The organism is Caballeronia sp. BCC1704, assembly GCF_902833455.1.
In the GTDB taxonomy this organism is placed as follows: Bacteria; Pseudomonadota; Gammaproteobacteria; order Burkholderiales; family Burkholderiaceae; genus Caballeronia.
This window is the reverse complement of the sequence record NZ_CADFFT010000002.1, coordinates 83,834-100,432: the sequence shown is the minus strand read 5'-3', so window position 1 is coordinate 100,432 and position 16,599 is coordinate 83,834. Positions and strand designations below refer to the sequence as shown.

Here is a 16,599-nt window from a genome sequence, read left to right as displayed (position 1 = left end):
AGAACCAGGAGTCGGCCATGTTCAGCGATCTTCGGCAAGCAGGGCGGTATCTCGGCCAGGCGATGCGCCTGATGGTCGGCATGCCTGATTACGATGCGTACGTCACGCACATGCAGACGACGCATCCCGACAAGCCCGTGATGACGTACGCGGAGTTTTTCCGCGAGCGGCAGGAGGCGCGGTACGGATCGGGCGCGGGGAAGTGTTGTTGATGCGTGACTGACTCCAGAGAGCGGTGACTGAAAACGCGACGGCGCGAGCCGTCGCGTTTTCATTTGGACTTCGAAAAGTGTCCGTTTTGCCTATTCCATTCGGACGAGGCTAAAATGACTACCGTCACGTGACCAGGGTCGATATCATGTCTCACAAGCGAGTTTCGAAATCGGAGTTCAAAGCAAAGGCGCTCGAATACTTCCGGCTCGTCGAATCGACAGGAGAAAGCATGATCGTGACGGACCATGGAAAGCCCGTGCTCGAGGTGCGGCGGTATGACAACTCGGCGCTCACGCCGCTGCAGGAACTGCGGGGCAGCGTGCTGTTTTGCGAAGACGCGTTCGAGCCGATCGGCGAGGACGATTGGGAGGCGTATCGGTGATCGTGCTGGACACGCATACGCTGCTCTGGTGGGTAAGCGGAGGCGCGCTCAGCAAGCAGGCGCGCGCGGCAATCGAGAAGGAGTCAGGCGAACGCGGCGAGATCGTCGTCTCCACCATCTCGGCGTGGGAGATCGCGCTGCTCGTGCGGCGCGGCAAGATAGGACTGTCGATGGACGTCGGCGACTGGATCGACAAAGTGAATCGAATCGACGCGGTGCGGTTCATGCCCGTGGATAGCAGCATCGCCATCAGGTCAATCGACTTGCCGGGCGAGTTTCACAACGACCCGGCGGATCGCCTGATCGTCGCGACGGCGCGTGCGCTCGCGGCGCCTATCGTGACGCGGGATCGGTTGATTCGCGAGTATGAGCACGTCAAGACGATCTGGTAGCCGCAAACAAAAAGGGCGAATGGCCCGCAAGCCATCCGCCCTTCGCACATCTCAACCTTCAACGAAAGCTCAGTGCGCCGCCGCAGCCGTCTTCGACGACTTGTTCTTCTGCGCGCGCCCGATCTCTTCCAGCTTGATCTCGACGTGCTTCGAGAACACGTATTCGGCCGGACGCTGCTTGTCGATCGGCAGTTCCTTCGCGTAAGCGCCTTCCGTGCGCGGCCCGCGCATCGACACGCCCAGCGCCTTCAGCGGATGCGCGACCGTGTCCATCACGGCGGTCGCCTCGAAGCCGCTGTGGACCATGCAGTCCGCGCACTTCTCGTAGTTGCCCGTGCCGTACTTCTCCCACTCGGTCGTTTCCATCAGTTCCTTGAAGGTCTTCGCGTAGCCTTCGCCGAGCAGGTAGCACGGACGCTGCCAGCCGAACACCGTGCGCGCCGGGTTGCCCCACGGCGTGCATTGATACGTCTGGTTGCCGGCGAGGAAGTCGAGGAACATGGCCGACTGGCTGAACGACCAGTTCTTGCCGTTGTTGCCGCGCTTGAAGATCTCGCGGAAGAGCGTCTTGGTCTTGTCGCGATTCAGGAAGTGCTGCTGGTCCGGCGCGCGCTCGTAAGCGTAGCCGGGCGACACCGTGATGCCGTCCACGCCCATCGGGCCGAGCGTGTCGAAGAACTTCGCGACGCGTTCCGGATCGGCATCGTTGAAAAGCGTGCAGTTGATGTTCACGCGAAAGCCGCGGCGCTTGGCTTCGCGGATCGCTTTCGTCGCCTTCTCGTACACGCCGTCCTGCGAGACCGAATGGTCGTGCATGGCCTGATCGCCGTCGAGGTGAACGGACCAGACGAAGTACGGGCTCGGCTGGTAATCGTCCATCTTCTTTTCCATCAAGAGCGCGTTCGTGCAGAGATACACGAACTTCTTGCGCGCGATGATGCCCTTCACGATCTGCGGCATTTCCTTGTGCAGAAGCGGCTCGCCGCCCGCAATGGAGACAACCGGCGCGCCGCACTCGTCGACGGCGCCGAGGCATTCTTCCAGCGACAGGCGCTGGTTCAGGATCGGGTCCGGATAGTCGATCTTGCCGCAGCCGTTACACGCCAGATTGCAGCGGAACAGCGGTTCCAGCATGAGCGCGAGCGGATAACGCTTGTTGCGCGAAAAATGCTGGCGGGCGATGTACGCGCCAACGCGGACCTTCTGGAGCATCGGAATAGACAATTTGCGTCCTCTCCTTATTCTTCGCGAATGGCCGTTGCCGTTGCCGTGGCCGACAGCGCGGCGAGCGGTTGCAGCAACTTCGCGGGGAGTTTGAATTCGACCTTTTCCTCGCGGCCGTTCATCGTCGTGACTTCGACGTGTCCGAAGGCGCGCAGGGCATCGATCACATGTTCGACCATTTCTTCGGGCGCCGAAGCGCCCGCCGTGATGCCGACCGTCTGCGCATGCGCAAACCATTCGGGCTTGATTTCGGAACCGTCCGCGACGAGATAGCTCGGCACGCCGCTCTCGGTGCCGATCTCCCGCAGACGGTTCGAATTGGAACTGTTGGTCGCGCCGACCACGAGCAGGACATCGACCTGCGACGACAACTCGCGCACCGCGGCCTGCCGGTTCTGCGTCGCGTAGCAGATGTCGCGCGTGTCCGGCCCGACGATATCGCTGAAGCGGCGCTGCAATGCGTCGATGATGCCGCGCGTGTCGTCCACAGAAAGCGTCGTCTGCGTGACGTAAGCGACGGGCGTGTCGGGCGGCAGCGACATGGTGTCGACTTCGGCTTCGCTCTGCACGAGCACCACCTTGCCGGGAATCTGGCCGATGGTGCCTTCCACTTCCGGATGCCCGGCGTGGCCGATCAGAATCAGCGTGCGCCCTTGCGATACATATTGCCGGCCCTGCACGTGAACCTTGGTCACGAGCGGGCAGGTGGCGTCGAGCACATCGAGACCGCGCGCCTCGGCGTCGCGCTCGACGCTGTGCGCCACGCCGTGCGCGCTGAAAATGGCGACCGCGCCTTGCGGCACTTCGTCGAGCTCTTCCACGAAACGCGCGCCCTTGCCACGCAGGTTGTCGACAACGTGCCGGTTATGAACGATCTCATGGCGAACGTAGACCGGGGCGCCATGCCGTTCGAGCGCGCGATCGACGATTTCGATCGCACGGACCACGCCCGCACAAAAACCGCGGGGTTGAGCAAGGATGATACGCATGTTCGAGCGAACTCCGACTAGCGCGGGTTTCGGGTAATAGACGCGCAACTCACGCTTCGATTGACTGACGTTGCATTCGCAATGCCTGCAACGTCCTGAAAGCACACCGGCAGAAGGACCCGGTAAGTTTGTCTGCGCGCCGAGATTGACCGCGTATTCTAACGCGTTCCCTTTTTGAGCGCTCGCCGCGCGGCGCGGGCGAACGCGTGCGGCGCGACGTCGATACGCCCGCGCGCCAAAGCCATTAAACTGTCGGTCGCCTGGGACGGCGCGAACGCTTGCCGCATCGCGTTTTCCCGCGCCGTGTACATCCGCGGCGGCTGGTTTCGGCAGGCCGCCGCCATCCTGATTCGTGTGTCCTCCGTGCAACGCGTGCTTCGCCGTCGAGCGCGGTCGATGCTCGCGCGCGCATGGGTGCGCTGCCCGCCACGTGGGTTCAAGCTAATCGTCAAATTCATGTTACTCATCGCCTGGCTGTCATTCCTGATCTGGATCGTGCTGCTCGTTGCGCGAGGTGGCTTCTGGCGTGCGCAGCCCGCGCCCGCGCTTTCGGATGCCGCGGTGCACGCCGTCGGCCGAGCGGAGATCGCGCGGCGCGGCGCGTGGCCCGCGCTCGTCGCGGTCGTGCCCGCTCGCAATGAAGCCGACGTGATCGGCCGCGCGGTCGGCTCCTTGCTGAAGCAGGACTATGCGGGCGCGTTCCACGTCGTGGTCGTCGACGATCACAGCACCGATGGCACGGCCGCCGTCGCGCTCGCCGCGGCCCGCGATCTCGGCCTCGAAGACCGCCTGACCGTGCTGACGGGCAAGCCGTTGCCGCCGGGATGGTCGGGCAAGGTATGGGCGCAGTCGCAGGGCATCAATGCAATCGACACGCTTGGTCTTCCCGCCGAATTCCTGCTGCTCACCGACGCCGACATCTACCATCCGGCCGATGCCGCGACGCAACTGGTCGCGCGTACCATTCTGGAGGATCGCGATCTCGTTTCGCTGATGGTGCGCCTGCGCTGCGATTCGCCGTGGGAGAAGGCGCTGATTCCGGCGTTCGTGTTCTTCTTCGCGAAGCTGTACCCGTTCGCCTGGGTCAACGACAGACGCAAGATGACCGCAGGCGCGGCGGGCGGCTGCATGCTCGTGCGCCGTTCGGCGCTGGCGGAGGCGGGCGGCATCGAATCGATTCGCGGCGAACTGATCGACGATTGCAGTCTCGCGCTGCGCATCAAGCATCGCGCGGGCAAGGCGGACGCGCGCCCCATTCGCCTCGATCTCGCGGACCGCAGCGAGTCGCTGCGCCCGTACGACGACTGGCGCGAAATTTGGAACATGATCGCCCGCACCGCGTTCACGCAGTTGCGCTATTCGCCGCTGCTGCTGGCCGGCACGGTGCTCGGCATGGCGGTGATCTATCTGGTCCCGCCGGTCTTCGCGCTGGCGTGGGGCGCGCGCGCATGGCCCGCCTGCGCGGCTTGGGCGATGATGTGCATCGCTTATGGCCCGATGCTGCGTTACTACCGGCGGTCGTTGTTGTGGGCGCCGCTGTTGCCGCTCGTCGCGCTGTTCTACGTTTCGGCTACGGTCGGTTCGGCCGTGCGCTACTGGAGCGGCAAGGGCGGTCAGTGGAAGGCGCGCGTTCAGGCGCCGACGCAGGAAGGTTCTTGATCGGGCGGCGGCGCGGGACTTAGCGCCGCGTCAGCATTGCGTACAGTTCGACGACCATGTCCGGCGAAAAGGTGAACGGCACCCAGCCGTGACCCGTGTGCCGCATGATCAGCAGGCGGTCGCCGTTCGCGTGCTTCTGCACCGCCATCACCGGGTTCTTCGTCGCCGCGAAGCGCCAGCCGGGCGCGACGCCCATCGGCTGTTCCACCGACATCGACGCCCGCACGTTCGACAACTCCTCGATCAGTTCCGACACGCCCTGCGGATTCAGCAGCACGGACTTGCCCGCGATGGTCATCTGAATGGTGTCGCGGTCCGGGCGCGAAACGGTCAGCGCGGGCGGCGCGTCGGACTCGGGCTCGGACTCGGGCTCGGCCTCGGCGGGCGCTTGCTTCTGAGCGTCGGCGGCTGCGAGCGCGGTGTCCTCGAACTCGTCCGCGCGAGGCGGCAGCGGCGCGGGCGGCTCGGCGATATCGTCGGTGGCGGACGCAGCGACAGACGCAGCGGCAGACGCAGCGGCAGACTGAGCGGCAGCGCCGGTAACAGGAGGAACGGTGGCGGCCCGGAGGAGCGCATCGAGGCTCGACTCCAGCGCGCCGAGCTGGTCATGTAGATTCATGCGAAGTTGGATGTCTTGCGAAGCTGGCAGCGAGGGCAAGAATTTTACCTGCTCGCCTTGCTGCGAGCCGGCACACGTTGTAACCAAATGCGTTGAAACGGCGCCGGGCTGAATGCCGCTGGGACTGAACGCCGCGAAAAGGCGCTCGAAAAGAAATCGCGTTGGCGCCGAACGCCAACGCGATGGTGAGCGCGAGCATGGCGCCCGCGCTCGTTGCTGCGTTACTTCGTTTGCGCTTGTGCGAGCGCGGCGTTGAGCGTCTGGCTCGGACGCATCACGGCGGCGAGCTTCGCGTCTTCCGGCTTGTAGTAGCCGCCGATATCCGCTTCGCTGCCCTGCACGACGGTCAGTTCCTCGACGATCTTCTCCTCGTTCTCGGCCAGGCTCTTTGCGAGCGGCGCGAAGAACTCGGCCAGTTCGCGATCTTCCGTCTGGTTCGCCAATTCCTGCGCCCAGTACATGGCGAGGTAGAACTGGCTGCCGCGGTTGTCGAGCTGGCCGGTCTTCGGCGACGGGCCTTTGTTGTTGTCGAGCAGCTTGCCGGTGGCGGCGTCGAGCGCCTTCGCGACGAGCTTCGCCTTCGCGTTGTTGCTCTTGATGCCGAGCTCTTCCAGCGATACGGCCAGCGCGAGGAACTCGCCGAGCGAATCCCAGCGCAGATGGTTCTCCTGCACCAGTTGCTGCACGTGCTTCGGCGCCGAGCCGCCCGCGCCGGTTTCATACAGGCCGCCGCCCGCCATCAGCGGAACGATGGACAGCATCTTCGCGCTCGTGCCGAGTTCCATGATCGGGAACAGGTCGGTCAGGTAGTCGCGCAGGATGTTGCCGGTCACCGAAATGGTGTCGAGGCCGCGGATCACGCGCTCCAGCGTGTAACGCATGGCGCGCACTTGCGACATGATCTGAATGTCGAGCCCTTCGGTATCGTGATCCTTCAGGTACTTCTCGACCTTCTTGATGAGCTCGTTTTCGTGCGGACGGTACGGGTCGAGCCAGAACACCGCCGGCATGCCCGAATTGCGCACGCGCGTCACGGCGAGCTTCACCCAGTCGCGGATCGGCGCGTCCTTCACGAGGCACATGCGCCAGATGTCGCCTTGCTCCACTTGCTGCGTGAGCGATTCGATGACCTCGTTCGTCGCGTTATCGACGATACGCGCCGTGCCGTCTTCCGGAATCTCGAAGGTCTTGTCGTGCGAGCCGTACTCTTCGGCCTTCTGCGCCATCAGGCCGACGTTCGGCACCGTGCCCATCGTGCGCGGATCGAATGCGCCGTTCGTCTTGCAGAAGTTAATGATTTCCTGATAGATGCGCGCGAACGTGCTTTCCGGAATCAGACACTTCGTGTCTTGCGGACGGCCATCGGCGCCCCACATCTTGCCGCCGGCGCGAATCATCGCGGGCATCGAGGCGTCCACGATCACGTCGTTCGGCGCGTGCAGGTTCGAGATGCCCTTCGCCGAATCCACCATCGCCAGTGCCGGACGATGCTCGTGGCACGCGTGCATGTCGCGGATGACTTCATCGCGCTGCGATTCGGGCAGCGCCTCGATCTTCGAGTACAGATCGACGAGACCGTTGTTGACGTTCACGCCGAGTTCTTCGAAGAGCTTCGCGTGCTTGGCGAACGCGTCCTTGTAGAACACCTTCACCGCGTGGCCGAAGACGATCGGGTGCGAGACCTTCATCATGGTCGCCTTCACGTGCAGCGAGAGCATGACGCCGGTCTTGCGCGCGTCTTCCATCTGGTCTTCGTAGAACGCGATGAGCGCCTTCTTGCTCATGAACATGCTGTCGACGATCTCGCCATCCTGCAGCTTGACCTTCGGCTTCAGCACGATGGTTTCGCCGCGCTTCGTGACGAGTTCCATGCGCACTTCGCGCGCCTTGTCATTCGTGATGGACTTTTCGCCGTGATAGAAGTCGCCGTGCTTCATGTGCGCGACGTGCGTGCGCGACGCCATGCTCCATTCGCCCATGCTGTGCGGATGCTTCTTCGCGTAGTTCTTGACGGCGAGCGGCGCGCGGCGGTCCGAGTTGCCTTCGCGCAGAACCGGGTTCACCGCGCTGCCGAGACACTTCGAGTAACGCTGGGCGATGGCCTTTTCTTCGTCGTTCTTCGGCTCTTCCGGATAGTTGGGCACCTTGTAGCCCTTGCCCTGAAGTTCCTTGATCGCGGCGACGAGCTGCGGCACCGAAGCGCTGATGTTCGGCAGCTTGATGATGTTGGTGTCGGGAAGCTGCGTGAGGCGGCCGAGTTCGGCGAGGTTGTCCGGAACGCGCTGCTCTTCGGTCAGGAATTCGGGGAATTCGCCGAGAATGCGCCCGGCGAGCGAAATGTCGCTGGTTTCCACGTTCACGCCGGCCGGCGCGGTGAACGTGCGGATGATCGGCAGAAAGGCGCTGGTCGCGAGCAGCGGAGCTTCGTCGGTCAGGGTGTAGATGATGGTGGGTTGCTGATTACTCATCGCTTGTCTCGACATCCAGAAACGGGTTGAAAAAGGACCGCCGGCTGCTGTGGACCTGCGCGGGCGCTTTCGCGCGCAGCGGTCGCACGCAACATGGTTGGTCGCGCCTTCCGGCATCAGTCCGCTATTTTGCCTGATTTTGCGGGCGTCGCGTGCGCAAAATCGCTCGCCGAAGCATCAGAAAACAGGCCTTTCTCCGTTATTTCAATGACTTAGAATTTTTGGGTCTTATACAAGAGTGCGTTGCAGGCGATCGACGGACTGCGCCCGCGCTTGTTACGCGTCGAGATAGCCGTTCGCCCGGAACCAGTCGAGCGCGTCGCGCAAGCCTTCGCGATACGGCCGCGCCCGATAGCCTAGTTCCGCTTCGGCCTTCGCCGACGTGAAGTACATCTTGTTCTTCGACATCCGCAGGCCGTCGACGGTCACGAACGGCTCCTTGCCGCTCACTTTCGCGAACATTTCCGCGCCGATGGCGAGCGGATACAGCGGCCCGCGCGGCAGCTTGATCGTCGGTGGTTTGCGGCCGACGAGTCCGGCGATATCCGCGAGCATCTGCTGCAACGGCAGGTTCTCGCCGCCGAGAATGTAGCGCTCGCCGATCTTGCCGCGTTCCAGCGCGAGGAAGTGGCCGTTCGCGACGTCATCGACATGCACGAGATTCAGCCCTGTGTCGACGAACGCGGGAATCTTGCCGGTCGCCGCCTCGACGATGATGCGCCCCGTCGGCGTCGGACGCACGTCGCGCGGGCCGATGGGCGTCGACGGATTGACGATGACCGCGGGCAGCGCGTCGTTTGCGACCATCCGTTCCACCGCGCGCTCGGCCAGCACCTTGCTGCGCTTGTACGCGCCGATGGTGCTCGCCGCATCCGACGGCTTCGTTTCGTCGACGATCGCGCCCGAACTCGTCACCTTCAACGTCGCGACGCTGCTCGTGTACACGATGCGCTCCACGCCTTCCGCCAGCGCCGCGCGCATGGTGGCCTCGGTGCCTTGCAGATTCGCGCGCTCGATCTCGCTCGGGTCCGGCGCCCAGATGCGATAGTCCGCCGCGACGTGAAAGAGATAGCGCACGCCCTTGAGCGCCGTGCGCATCGACGCTTCGTCGCGCATGTCGCCGACGACGATTTCCGCATCGAGCGACTCCACGTTCTTGCGCGGACTCGTCGCGCGCACGAGCAGCCGCACGTCGAAACCGCGTGCGATGGCGAGCCGCGCGAGCGCCGACCCGACGAAACCCGAGGCGCCGGTGATGAGCACGCGAGAGCCGGATATATCTGTCATTCTTACCTCGTGAGATGCGCTCTTCGCGCGATCGTTCGTAACAAGTGCCGCGCCGAAATCGCTGCGCAAATCGCCGCCGGAGCCGATGTGACAAGGCGTTGCGGCTCGTGCTATGGTCCGTGCCTGCTGCGGGGCGCGCGGCCTTCGCGAAACGGACACACTACTGGTCAACGATGCCTCAGGACAACCGCAACCACTCCTTGTGGATCTACTTCGCCATCGCGATTTCTCTTGCGCTGGTGTTCGCCGTCGATGTGCTGACGCCCATGCGCGTCGCGATCTGGGTGTTCTACGTGTTGCCGGTCGTGCTGTGCATGTGGATCAACCGCCCGGCCGTGCCGATGATCACCGCCGGCGCGGCCTCGGTGCTGATGATTCTCGGCTACGTGCTTTCCACGGGAGACTCCGTCGCCAGCCGCGAAGTGCTGCAACTCAATCGCGCGATGGGCATATTCGTGCTGCTCGTGCTTTCGATCGTGGCGCATCTGTATATCAAATCGCGGCTCGCGGTACAACGCACCGCCTGGTTGCAGGAAGGCGTCGCGCAGATGAGTCTGCAATTGCGCGGCGAGCAGTCTCCGGCGTCCATCGGCGTCAGCATTTTGCGTTCTCTCATTCCGTATGTGAACGCGAAGGTCGGCGTAGTCTACGCCCTCGAAGGCGAGACGCTCGAACGCATCGCGGCCTGGGCGCTGCCGGACGAAAACGGCGCGCCGCGCCGCATCGCGCGCGGCGAGGGGCTCGTCGGACAAGCAATCGTCGACAAGCGCGTGCTTCAGCTTCGCGATGCCTCCGCGCATTATCTGAAGGCGGGATCGGCGCTCGGCGCGGCGTCGGCATCGCGCGTGATCGTGTCGCCGCTTTACGCGGATGGCGATGTGGCGGGCGCAATCGAAGTCGGTTTCGTCGGCGACGAGGGCCGCTTCGACGACGCCCGCGTGCTGCTCGAAATGGCCGGCGAAGCGATGGGCATGGCGATGCGCTCGGCGCGGTATCGCATGCGGCTCGTGGAATTGCTCGAAGAAACACAGCGCCAGAGCGAAGAGTTGCAGGTGCAGCAGGAAGAACTGCGCGTGTCGAACGAAGAACTGGAGGAACGCGGCCGCGCGTTGCAAGACTCGCAGGCGCGTCTCGAACAGCAGCAGGCCGAGCTCGAACAGACCAACGTGCAGCTCGAAGAACACGCGCAGCATCTGGAGCGGCAGAAGACCGAACTGCTTCAGGCGCAACAGGAGTTGACCGCCAACGCGCTGGAAATGGAGCGCGCGAGCCAGTACAAGTCCGAGTTCCTCGCGAACATGTCGCACGAGTTGCGCACGCCGCTTAATAGCTCGCTGATTCTCGCGAAGCTCCTTCAGGACAACAAGCAAGGCAACCTGACGGACGAGCAGGTGCGCTACGCCGCGACGATTCACTCATCCAATAGCGATCTGCTTTCGCTCATCAACGACATTCTCGATTTGTCGAAGGTCGAAGCCGGCCAGATGGACGTGCAGTTCGCGCCGACGGCCGTGGAATCGCTGATGCAGGCGCTGCGGCAATCGTTCACGCCGGTCGCGGAAACCAAGGGCCTTTCGTTCATCACCGAAATCGCCGCCGATGTGCCGCAGTACTTCGTCACCGACAGTCAGCGGCTTTTGCAAGTGCTGCGCAATCTGCTGTCCAACGCGTTCAAGTTCACCGAGCGCGGCAGCGTGACCGTCGCCGTGCAGCGCGCGGGCGACGACGCAGTGCGCTTCGAAGTGCGCGATACAGGCATCGGCATTCCGCGCGACAAGCAAGACCTGATCTTCCAGGCGTTCCAGCAGGCGGACGGCACGACGAGCCGCAAATACGGCGGCAGCGGCCTCGGCCTGTCGATCTCGCGTGAATTCTCGCGGTTGCTCGGCGGCTCGGTCGGCGTATCGAGCGAAGTGGGCCGTGGCAGCGTGTTCTCGGTGACGCTGCCGATCGCCGCGCGCGAAGGCACCGTGACCGCGAAGCTCGACACCATTGGCCACATGAAGGAGCCGGAACCGGCTGCCATCGAGCCGCCGCGCGCCGTGGCGCCTGCGCCCGCGCCGGCGCCGGTTCCCCCGCAACCGGTGCCCGCGATGCCCGAGCCGCAAGGCATCGCCGATGACCGCGCGAAACGTCAGCGGCCGGATCGCGTCATTCTCGTGATCGAGGACGATCAGCGTTTCGCGCATATCCTGTACGACCTCGCGCACGAACTCGACTTCGATTGCGTGCACGCGGCCACGGCGACGCAGGGCGTCGAGCTCGCGCGGTCCATGCAACCGAACGGCATTTTGCTGGATATCGGCCTGCCCGATCAGTCGGGTCTCACGGTGCTCGAATGGCTCAAGCACGATCCGATGACGCGCCACATTCCGATTCATATCGTGTCCGCCACGGATCACGCCGATGTCGCGCTGCATCTCGGCGCGATCGGCTACACGCTCAAGCCGAGCGCCCGCGATGATCTCGCGCAAGCCATCCGCAAGCTGGAAGCGCGCTCCTCGCAGGGCGCGCGGCGCGTGCTCGTGGTCGAGGACGACCCCGCGCTGCGGCAAAGCATTCACGCGTTGCTGGCGAGCGAGACGGTCGGCATCGTGGAAGCGGGGTCGATATCCGAGGCGCTGGAGGAGATGAAGCGCGCGCCGTTCGATTGCGTCGTGATGGACCTGGCGCTGCCCGACGGTTCGGGCTACGAGTTGCTGGAGAAAGTATCGACGAGCAGCGGAAACGCATCGCCGCCGGTCATCGTCTATACCGGCCGGCAGATTTCGGCGGAAGAAGAGCAGCGTCTGCGCCGTTACTCGAAATCGATCATCATCAAAGGCGCGAAGTCGCCGGAGCGCTTGCTCGACGAAGTCACGCTGTTTTTGCACAGCGTCGAAAGCGCGCTGCCGCCGGAGCAGCAGCGCATGCTGCGCGCGGCGCGCCAGCGCGACGACGTGTTCGAAGGCCGCAACATCCTTCTCGCGGAAGACGACGTGCGCAATATCTTCGCGCTTTCGCGCGTGATCGAGCCGCTCGGCGCGACGCTCGAAATCGCGCGCAACGGACGCGAGGCGCTGGAGGCGCTCGCGCGCCGCGACGACATCGATCTCGTTCTGATGGACGTGATGATGCCCGAGATGGACGGTCTCACCGCGATGACCGAGATTCGCAAGCACCCCGAGCACGCGCGCCTGCCGATCATCGCGCTGACGGCGAAAGCCATGCAAAGCGATCGCGAGAAATGTCTCGAGGCGGGTGCGGACGACTACATATCGAAGCCCATCGACGTGGATAAGCTCGTGTCGTTATGCCGCGTCTGGCTGCGGCAGCGATGAACCGACATTGGCCCCGATGAACGACAGCAAGCACGAGGACGACGCCACGTTCGACATCGAACTGAAGCTGCTCCTCGAAGCCATCTATCTCAAGTATCAGCACGACTTCCGGCATTACTCGGTGAGTTCGCTGCGGCGCAGGCTCTCGCAGGCCGTGCATGACCTGGAGTGCGCCACGCTTTCGCAATTGCAGGAGCGCATACTGCGCGAACCGGCGCTCTTCGCGCGGCTCTTTCAGTACCTCACGGTGCAGGTCAGCGAAATGTTCCGCGACCCGAGCTATTTCCGCGCGATACGCGAGCAGGTCGTGCCGATTCTGCAGACGTATCCGTCCATCAAGGTTTGGGTCGCGGGGTGCAGCAGCGGCGAAGAGTTGTGGTCGCTCGCGGTGCTGTTCGCCGAAGAGAACATCGCGGAGCGGACGCTGTTCTATGCCACCGACATCAACGCCGAAGCGTTGCGGCAGGCCGAGAGCGGCATTTATCCGCTGGAGCGCATGGCGGGCTTCAGCCAGAATTATCTTGCGGCGGGCGGCAAACGTTCGCTGTCGGACTACTATCACGCGGCATACGGCGCGGCGAAGTTCTCGCAGACGCTCAAGTCGCGCGTCGTGTTCGCGGATCACAGTCTCGCCACCGACAGCGTGTTTCTGGAAGCGCATCTCGTTTCGTGCCGCAACGTGCTGATCTATTTCGATCGCGCGTTGCAGGACCGCGCGCTCGGACTCTTCAGCGATTCGCTCGTGCGGCGCGGCTTTCTCGGACTCGGCAGCAAGGAAAGCCTGCGTTTCTCCAGACACACCGACCGCTTCGCGGATTTCAACGCCCGCGAGCGGCTTTATCAGAAGGTTTAGCGATGAGCCCCGCAGCCATCCCCGATGCCTTCGACGCCGTGGTGATCGGCGCATCCGCGGGCGGCGTCGAGGCGCTCAACCTGCTGCTGCCCGAGTTACCGCGCGACTTCGCGGCGCCGGTGCTGATCGTGGTGCATGTGCGGCACGGTCAGCCGAGCCTCTTGCCCGCGCTCTTCGCCGAACGCTGCCGGTTGCGCGTGGTGGAACCGTTCGACAAGGACGAGATCGCGCCCGGCACCGTGTATTTCGCGCCGCCCGGCTATCACATGATGGTCGAGGCCGAAGGCGGCGAGCCGCCTGCCATCGCGCTGTCGGTGGATCCGCCGGTGCGCTTCTCGCGGCCGTCGGTGGACGTGCTGTTCGAATCGGCGGCGCATGCGTACGGCAAGCGGCTGCTCGGCATCGTGCTCTCGGGCGCGAACGACGACGGCGCGCGCGGCGCGCGCGCGATCCGCGATGCAGGCGGCACATGCTGGGCGCAGGACCCGAAGACGGCGTCCGCGCCCGCGATGCCGCTCGGGGCCATCGCGCAAGGCGCGGTGCAGGACATTCTCACGCTGGACGACATGGTCGCGCGCCTCGCGGGGCGCGCGCGCCGATAAGACGTTCGACACGCAACAACGAAGGCAAGGAGTCACCAGATGACGCAACCCATTCACGTGCTGATCGTCGACGACATCCGCAACAACATCACCGCGCTCGAAGCGTCGCTCGCGCGGCCGGATCTGTCGGTGCTGAAGGCGGAATCGGGTCCGGCTGCGCTCGAACTCCTGCTCAAGCACGAAGTCGCGCTCGCGATCCTCGACGTCAACATGCCGGGCATGGATGGCTTCGAGCTGGCGGAATTCATGCGCGGCAGCCCGCGCACCGCGCACGTGCCGATCATCTTCCTGACCGCGACGGCGCAGGACACGAACCGCACGTTTCGCGGCTACGAGGCGGGCGCGGTGGACTTTCTGTACAAGCCGTTCGATTCGCGCATCCTCAATTCGAAGGTCGATGTCTTCATTCAGATCGAACGGCAGAAGCAGCAACTCGCGACGCAACTCGCCACCGTGCAGCAGTTGCTCGATGCAAACGAGATGCTGATGGCCGTGCTCGGTCATGATCTGCGCACGCCGCTGTCGGCGGTGATCGCGTCGGCCGAATATCTGTCGCGCTTCGTGAAGGACGAGAACGTCGCGAATATCGGCACGCGCATCAAGTCGAGCGGCATGCGTATGGTCCGCATGGTCGATCAGTTGCTGAACCTCGCGCGGCTGCGCGGCGGGCGCGTGACGTTGCAGCCGCGAGCGGTCGAACTCAGCACGCTCGCGAAGAATATCGTCGAGGAATACGAGGCGCGCGTCGGCAAGGGACGCATTTTCGTGCTGCGTCAGGGCGATACGCTCTTGCAGGCCGACGGCGATCTGCTCTCGCAAGTGTTCTCGAATCTGATCGGCAACGCGCTGCAGCACGGGCTCGAAGGCGCGGCGATACAAGTGCGGCTCGAAGGCGGCGCGAAGGACGTCAGCATCATCGTGCAGAATGCGGGCGAGATTCCGGCCGACGTGCTGCCGAACATCTTCGCGCCGTATCGCTCGGGGCGGCGTCAGCATGAATCGGGCGGGCTCGGGCTCGGCCTGTACATCACGCGGGAAATCGCGCGGATGCACGGCGGCGACGTGAAAGTGCGCTCGTCCGCGGAGACGGGCACCATTTTCGAAGTCACGCTGCCTCGCGTGGCGCGTCCCACTACGGGCGATCGGGACGACAACGCGCAGACGTTTCGTCTCGGCTGAACGCGCAACTTCGAACGCGCAAGTCCGAATGCGCGGTTCACGCAGATTCGCGCGCGTGACTACAATGCGGCGTATGAATCAGTCACGAGGAATTGCATGATGTCCGGCCCGGATCTCGATACGAGGATCGAAACCTATTACGTGCGTGTGAAAGGCGTGGTGCAGGGCGTCGGCTTTCGCCATCACACGGTGCGGCGCGCGCATGCACTCGGCGTGCGCGGCTATGTCGCGAATCTCAACGACGGCTCGGTGGAAGCCGTCATTCAGGGCGCGGCGAATCAGGTCGATCTGATGCTCGAATGGCTGCGACGCGGGCCGCCGCATGCCCGCGTCACCGATTTCTTCAGCGAAGAGCGTTACGTCGAAAAGCGCTACGAACGCTTCGAGCAGCACTGAGCAGCACTGAGCGACACTGAGCGGCACGCTTAGCGCGCGACCAGCAGGCTCTCCGCGAAGTGCCATTCGTCGTCGCGCCATTGGTGCGTGCATTCGAAGCCCGCATCGATGGCAATCGGCGCGACTTCTTCGGCCGCGTACTTGTGGCTGCTTTCCGTCCAGATGGTTTCGCCTTCGCGGAAGTCGACGTGCAGGCCGGCATCGCGCACGCGCGCCGTCAGCGGGCGTTTCGCGCGCAGATGCATTTCGATGCTGCGCGCGTCGGGATTGAAGCGCGCGACGTGTTCGAACGCGTCGAGCGGAAAGTCGCCGTGCAACTCGCGGTTGATGCGCGCAAGCAAGTTCAGGTTGAACGCCGCCGTCACGCCGATGGGGTCGTCGTAGGCCGCGATCAGCACCGGCAACGGCTTGATCAGATCGGTGCCGAGCAGGAGGGCATCGCCGGGTTCGAGCATGCTGCGGATCGACTGGAGAAACTTGGTGGCCGCAAGGCGCGCGAAGTTGCCGATGGTGCTGCCGAGAAAAAGCACGAGCAGCCGCTCGCCCTCGTTACGCCGGGCGCTCACTTCGGATAGGCCGGCCAGATAGTCGCGTTCGTAGCCGACAATCGAAATGCGCTCGATATCGCCCAGTTCGCGATGGCACAGCTGCAGAGCCGTGCGGGAGATTTCGATCGGGTAGTAGGCGGTCGGCTGCTTTTTACACAGTGCTTCAAGAATGCGGCGCGTCTTGCGTCCGCTGCCGCTTCCAAGTTCCGCGACTTTCACGTTGCCCGGCAGCGCGGCCACGATGTCGGTGGCGTGCGCCTTGAGCACGCGTTCTTCGGCGCGCGTGACGCCGTATTCCGGCAGCGTGGTGATCACTTCGAAGAGGGCAGAGCCGACTTCGTCATACAGATACATCGAAGGCAGTTCTTTTTGCGGGTGCTTGGACAAGCCGGCATGGACGGCTTCGGCAAAGGCACTGGAAGAGCGGGGCGACGGGGCAGCTTGAGTCATGACGTCTCCATCGATGCG

General features: G+C 64.0%; 15 protein-coding genes. 9 read left to right on the top strand and 6 right to left on the bottom strand.

Translation table 11 applies throughout. The features are described 5' to 3' along the window. The first annotated feature begins 17 nt into the window (after window positions 1-17). The 3 genes from HWX53_RS10315 (at window position 18) to HWX53_RS10305 (ending at window position 987) form a co-directional block, all read left to right on the top strand. Window positions 18-212: a YbdD/YjiX family protein gene (locus HWX53_RS10315; protein ID WP_086967065.1), complete on the top strand. Its 195-nt coding sequence runs from the start codon at window positions 18-20 to the stop codon at window positions 210-212. Window positions 213-355: 143 nt separating this feature from the next. Continuing rightward, complete coding sequence (locus tag HWX53_RS10310) at window positions 356-595, top strand: type II toxin-antitoxin system Phd/YefM family antitoxin (RefSeq protein WP_175942317.1); 240 nt, start codon at window positions 356-358, stop codon at window positions 593-595. Next, window positions 592-987 (top strand): type II toxin-antitoxin system VapC family toxin, encoded by a 396-nt coding sequence (locus HWX53_RS10305; protein WP_208454789.1) that lies wholly within the window; start codon window positions 592-594, stop codon window positions 985-987. The genes HWX53_RS10310 and HWX53_RS10305 overlap by 4 nt, the downstream gene beginning before the upstream one ends. A gap of 69 nt (window positions 988-1,056) precedes the next feature. Here HWX53_RS10305 and hpnH read toward each other — a convergent pair whose 3' ends face one another. Both hpnH and ispH read right to left on the bottom strand, forming a co-directional pair. After that, window positions 1,057-2,211 (bottom strand): adenosyl-hopene transferase HpnH, encoded by a 1,155-nt coding sequence (gene hpnH / locus HWX53_RS10300; RefSeq protein WP_175940761.1) that lies wholly within the window; start codon window positions 2,209-2,211, stop codon window positions 1,057-1,059. A gap of 14 nt (window positions 2,212-2,225) precedes the next feature. After that, window positions 2,226-3,200 carry a 4-hydroxy-3-methylbut-2-enyl diphosphate reductase gene (gene ispH, locus HWX53_RS10295; RefSeq protein WP_175940760.1) on the bottom strand — a complete coding sequence of 325 codons (975 nt, stop codon included), beginning with the start codon at window positions 3,198-3,200 and terminating at the stop codon, window positions 2,226-2,228. A 456-nt stretch (window positions 3,201-3,656) separates the two neighbouring features. On the opposite strand from ispH, the gene HWX53_RS10290 reads away from it, so the two are divergent. Continuing rightward, complete coding sequence (locus HWX53_RS10290) at window positions 3,657-4,859, top strand: glycosyltransferase (RefSeq protein WP_175940759.1); 1,203 nt, start codon at window positions 3,657-3,659, stop codon at window positions 4,857-4,859. A gap of 19 nt (window positions 4,860-4,878) precedes the next feature. On the opposite strand, the gene HWX53_RS10285 is transcribed toward HWX53_RS10290, so the two are convergent. The 3 genes from HWX53_RS10285 to hpnA form a co-directional block, all read right to left on the bottom strand. Then, window positions 4,879-5,478 carry a hypothetical protein gene (locus HWX53_RS10285; RefSeq protein WP_175940758.1) on the bottom strand — a complete coding sequence of 200 codons (600 nt, stop codon included), beginning with the start codon at window positions 5,476-5,478 and terminating at the stop codon, window positions 4,879-4,881. 221 nt (window positions 5,479-5,699) lie between these two features. Next, window positions 5,700-7,946 carry an NADP-dependent isocitrate dehydrogenase gene (locus HWX53_RS10280; protein ID WP_175940757.1) on the bottom strand — a complete coding sequence of 749 codons (2,247 nt, stop codon included), beginning with the start codon at window positions 7,944-7,946 and terminating at the stop codon, window positions 5,700-5,702. Between the two features lie 276 nt (window positions 7,947-8,222). After that, the gene (hpnA, locus tag HWX53_RS10275) at window positions 8,223-9,233 is read right to left on the bottom strand and encodes a hopanoid-associated sugar epimerase (protein WP_175940756.1); all 1,011 of its coding nucleotides are present in this window, start codon (window positions 9,231-9,233) and stop codon (window positions 8,223-8,225) included. 173 nt (window positions 9,234-9,406) lie between these two features. On the opposite strand from hpnA, the gene HWX53_RS10270 reads away from it, so the two are divergent. From HWX53_RS10270 to HWX53_RS10250, 5 genes are all read left to right on the top strand, one after another. Next, entirely contained in the window at window positions 9,407-12,553 is a 3,147-nt protein-coding gene (locus tag HWX53_RS10270; RefSeq protein ID WP_175940755.1) for a response regulator, read from the top strand. 16 nt (window positions 12,554-12,569) lie between these two features. Beyond that, window positions 12,570-13,406, top strand: a complete 837-nt coding sequence (locus HWX53_RS10265) for a CheR family methyltransferase (RefSeq protein ID WP_175940754.1) — start codon at window positions 12,570-12,572, stop codon at window positions 13,404-13,406. Window positions 13,407-13,408: 2 nt separating this feature from the next. Continuing rightward, entirely contained in the window at window positions 13,409-14,008 is a 600-nt protein-coding gene (locus HWX53_RS10260; protein WP_175940753.1) for a chemotaxis protein CheB, read from the top strand. A 39-nt stretch (window positions 14,009-14,047) separates the two neighbouring features. Next, window positions 14,048-15,187 carry a hybrid sensor histidine kinase/response regulator gene (locus HWX53_RS10255; protein WP_175940752.1) on the top strand — a complete coding sequence of 380 codons (1,140 nt, stop codon included), beginning with the start codon at window positions 14,048-14,050 and terminating at the stop codon, window positions 15,185-15,187. A gap of 99 nt (window positions 15,188-15,286) precedes the next feature. After that, window positions 15,287-15,583, top strand: a complete 297-nt coding sequence (locus tag HWX53_RS10250; RefSeq protein WP_175942315.1) for an acylphosphatase — start codon at window positions 15,287-15,289, stop codon at window positions 15,581-15,583. A gap of 29 nt (window positions 15,584-15,612) precedes the next feature. Here HWX53_RS10250 and egtD read toward each other — a convergent pair whose 3' ends face one another. Next, window positions 15,613-16,581 (bottom strand): L-histidine N(alpha)-methyltransferase, encoded by a 969-nt coding sequence (gene egtD / locus HWX53_RS10245; protein WP_175940751.1) that lies wholly within the window; start codon window positions 16,579-16,581, stop codon window positions 15,613-15,615. Window positions 16,582-16,599: the final 18 nt, after the last annotated feature.